Consider the following 4,437-nt stretch of genomic DNA (forward strand, 5'->3'; position numbering starts at 1 on the left):
GGAAATCACCGTGACAGACAAACCTCTTATTGTAGTTACTATGCAGGAAGACAGTGAGTTACTGGACGAAGTTGTAGTCATCGGCTACGGACAGGTGAAGAAAGGCGACGTGACCGGATCTTTGCTGACCGTGAAACCGGATGAGCTGAACAAAGGTAAGCAATTGACTGCTGAAGATGCTCTGGTGGGTAAAGTTGCCGGTGTGAATATCGTGCCGGGCAATGGTGCACCGGGTAGCGGCGGTACCATCCGTATCCGTATGGGAGCCTCTTTGTCGGCAGATAATGATCCGCTGATTGTTATCGATGGAGTACCCGTAAGCAATACTTCTATCAGTGCCATCAATCCGAACGACATTGCTTCCTTTACCGTATTGAAGGATGCTTCTGCCACAGCTATTTACGGTTCGCGTGCTTCCAATGGTGTCATCATTATCACTACCAAGAAGGGAAGTGCTGACGGTACCTCCCGTCCCTCCTTCAACTATAACGGAAACATGACAGTAAGCAATGTATATCAGTATATGGATGTACTGTCTACTGAAGAATTCCGTCAGGCTTTTGCCGAGCATGCCAATGCTCCGGAGACTTTCAAGCTGGGCAATGCAGATGTAGACTGGCAGAAAGAAATCTACCGCGTGGCACTGGGTACGGATCATAACTTGTCCATGACCGGAGCTTTGAAGAATATGCCTTACCGTGTATCCGTAGGATATACTAACCAGAATGGTACATTGAAGAATAATAACTACGAGCGTATCAACGCCAGTGTAGGTCTGTCTCCGAAGTTCTTTGATAAACATCTTTCTGTAGATATTAACGTCAAGGGAAGTATTGAGAATAATCAACCGGTTTCAACAGGCGTGATTGGCAGTGCCCTCTCTTTTGATCCTACCCGTCCTGTTTACGAAGACTATGAAGGTAATGTAGGTCTGGGATATTATACATGGATGAATGGCGGTAAACCCATCACGCTGGCCGCTGCGAATCCGGTTGCCGATCTGGAACTGGCTGACAAACTCGAAAAAACAAAACGTTCTATCGGTAACATTGCCCTCGACTACAAGGTGCACGGATTGGAAGACCTGCGCTTCAATCTGAATATGGGCTATGACATCCAGAAGAATGACAATCGTGAAAATGTGCCCGATCTTGCTCCCTCCATGTACACTGGAAATCAGAATGACGGTACGGGCAAACGCTATAAATACCATCAGACCAAGCGCAACACCTTGCTCGATTTCTATGCCAATTACGACAAGGAACTGAAAGATCATCACATCAATGTTATGGGTGGTTATGGCTGGCAACGTTTCTGGTATAAGAATAATAGTGTAACCACCGACACCGAAGGCAAAGAACTGGCTACCCCCCAGCATGCCGAAGCTGAACTTTACCTGCTTTCTTTCTATGGACGTGTAAACTACTCCTGGAAACAACGCTACATGTTGACGGCTACTCTGCGTGCAGATGCTTCTTCACGTTTTTCTCCCGATAACCGTTGGGGGTATTTCCCTTCAGTTGCGGCAGCCTGGCGTGTGAACGAAGAGGCTTTCCTCTCTAACTTCAAAGCCTTGTCCGATTTGAAACTCCGTTTGAGCTACGGCCAGACCGGTCAGCAATCCATCGGTTCATACTATCAGCACCTGCCGACTTATACGGCATCTTATGACGAATCCCGCTATTACTTCGGTGATCAATGGTACACTACTTACCGTCCCAATGGCTACGATGCCAACATCAAGTGGGAGACTACCGAAACTTATAATATCGGTATCGACTATGGTTTCCTGAACAACCGCATCTCCGGTACGATTGATTACTACTGGCGTACTACCAAAGACCTGCTGAATAAGATATTCGTTCCTGCCGGAAGCAACTTTACCAATATGATTGAAACCAATATCGGTAATATGAAGAGTAAAGGTCTGGAAATCGGTATCAACGTGATTCCTGTGAAGAATAAGGATTGGGAATGGACTGTCAGCGGTAATTTTACCTGGAATACTTCCGAAATTACAAAGCTGAACACCATTGACCGTGAAGACAACTATGTGAAGACAGGTAATGCCGGCGGTACGGGTAAATATCTGCAAGTCCACATGGTAGGCGAAACTCCGAATACTTTCTACCTGTTGCAACAGGCTTATGATGATAATGGTAAGCCGCTGGATGGCAAATATATCGCAAAAGATGGTTCCGTCACCAGCAGCGAAGAAGATGCCAACAAGTACGTGACCGGCAAAAGTTCCAAAGCTCCTTACTACTGCGGTCTTTCTACCCGTCTGACATACAAGAACTGGGATTTGGGTATCAACGGACATGGAAGCTTCGGTGCTTATGTTTATAACTATGTGAAAGCCTCCGATTCTTTGGACGGACTTTATGGCGGAACCGGCGTTTCCAGCAATATTCTGCGTTCTACCCTTGAAACCGGATTTACGCAGGATCGCATCTATACCGATTACTTCCTGGAGAAAGGCGACTTCTTCCGTATCGACAACATTACGTTAGGACATACCTTCGATAAGTTGTGGAACGAAAAGACCTCTCTTCGTCTCTCTTTCACCGTGCAGAATGTATGTACACTGACAGGCTATAGCGGTCTTGACCCGGAAATTTATAGCGGCATCGATAAGAACATCTATCAGCGCCCGCGTATGTTCATGCTGGGAGTAAATCTTAATTTTTAATTCATGAAAAATCAGAAAACAATGAAAACGAAATATTTCAAGTTAGCAAGTATATGTCTGGTATCTCTCTTCCTTCTTTCTTCTTGTCTGGGAGATTTGGATACATTGCCTTTGGACGACAATGAATTGGTGGGCGAGAAGGTTTATTCTACACCTGAGGGATACATCGGAGTATTGGCAAAGTGTTACGCCAGCCTTATCCAGACCGGACAAAAGGGTGGTGATGGCGGAAACGGTGACGTGCCGGGTATTGATGAAGGTTATAGTGGTTATACACGTGCCCTGTTCTATTTGCAAGAGGCTTGTACGGATGAGATCGTTTTCCATTCCGGTGGCAGTCATGGAAGTTTGTCACTGTTGTATATGAACTGGGACCCTTCGACAAAGATTATTTGCTATTCATATTATCGTCTGTATATGGCCATTAACTACTGTAATGAGTTCTTGCGCGAAAGTACGGAAGGGAAATTGAAAGACCGTGGCGTATACGATGCTTTGCAGGCTGAAATGCCTTATTACCGTGCTGAAGCACGCTTCATCCGTGCTTATTGCTACAGCATGATTTGCGACTTGTACGGTTCGGGTCCTTTCATTGATGAAACGATGGATGTAGGTACGATTCCTCATCAGAAGACCCGCCAGGAAATCTACGACTATGTGATTTCCGAAACGGAAGAACTGACAACCTTACTGAAAGAACCGAAGCGGAATGAATATGGTCGTGTGGATCGTGTATCGGCTTGGTTTCTCCTGGCACGTGTTTATCTGAATGCCGAAACATGGGTAGGCAAGAATGAATATACCAATGCTTATAAATATGCCAAGAAAGTGATTACGGAAGGTAATTATCCGTTGGCTTCTGATTACCGTCACATCTTCCTGGCAGATAACAATACTTGCTCCGAAATCATCTGGCCTTTGGTGCAGGATGCTGACTATGCACAGAGCAGTGCCGGAACCAACTTTCTGATTAAAGCATTGATGAATGGTCCGATGGATAGCTATGTGAAAACCGGAGTAGGTAGCCGTGGTTGGGGTAATGCCCGTGTGAAGGTGGCGCTTGTAGATAAGTTTGATGAGGCTGACCAAACCTTCTATGAAAATGATCCTTGGGGAGATAATAAGAAAGATAAGCGTGCACAGTTCTTTACTATCGGTCATACAAAGGAAACCTGGGTAGAAGGTAAGGCTTTCCAGAAGACTTTTGAGAATGGTTATGCGTGCATCAAATGGAGAAATGTAACCAGGGACCGTAAGGAATTGGTAGATGGTGGTACTAAGTATTCGTCTGTAGACCTCCCGATGTTCCGTACGGCAGATGCTTACCTGATGGCTGCTGAGGCTATTCTTCGCGGGGCTGCGGAAGGCACGCGTGCTGAGGCGCTGGGTTATGTGAATGAAATCAGAGACCGTGCTTATATGTCTGGTAACTATGGTGACGGGGTATCCGGTCGTATTACCGACGGCCAGTTGAATCTGGACTTCATTCTGGATGAAAGAGCCCGTGAGATGAATATGGAGTTGGTGCGTCGCACAGACCTGATCCGCTTTGGCAAATTCACAAAAGGATATAACTGGGACTGGAAAGGTAGCAGCGACGGTGAAGTTGGTACGTATGTGGGTAAAGATGTGAACGATAAGTACAAATTGTATCCCATTCCGCAGGATGAGTTTACCACGAACCCGTATCTGACACAGAATCCGGATTATCAGAAATAAGGATGAAGGTTGATTCATTACTTTCC

Annotated in this window: 2 protein-coding genes; both read left to right on the forward strand. The window is 45.9% G+C overall.

Annotated elements, in window-relative coordinates; translation table 11 throughout:
• Window positions 1-2,692 (forward strand): SusC/RagA family TonB-linked outer membrane protein (locus BACCELL_RS04925; RefSeq protein WP_007210483.1); only part of this gene is annotated, 2,692 nt, incomplete at its 5' end.
• Between the two features lie 21 nt (window positions 2,693-2,713).
• The gene (locus BACCELL_RS04930; protein ID WP_044153293.1) at window positions 2,714-4,411 is read left to right on the forward strand and encodes a RagB/SusD family nutrient uptake outer membrane protein; all 1,698 of its coding nucleotides are present in this window, start codon (window positions 2,714-2,716) and stop codon (window positions 4,409-4,411) included.
• Window positions 4,412-4,437: the final 26 nt, after the last annotated feature.

The sequence above is a fragment of the Bacteroides cellulosilyticus DSM 14838 genome (genome assembly GCF_000158035.1).
GTDB lineage: Bacteria > Bacteroidota > Bacteroidia > Bacteroidales > Bacteroidaceae > Bacteroides > Bacteroides cellulosilyticus.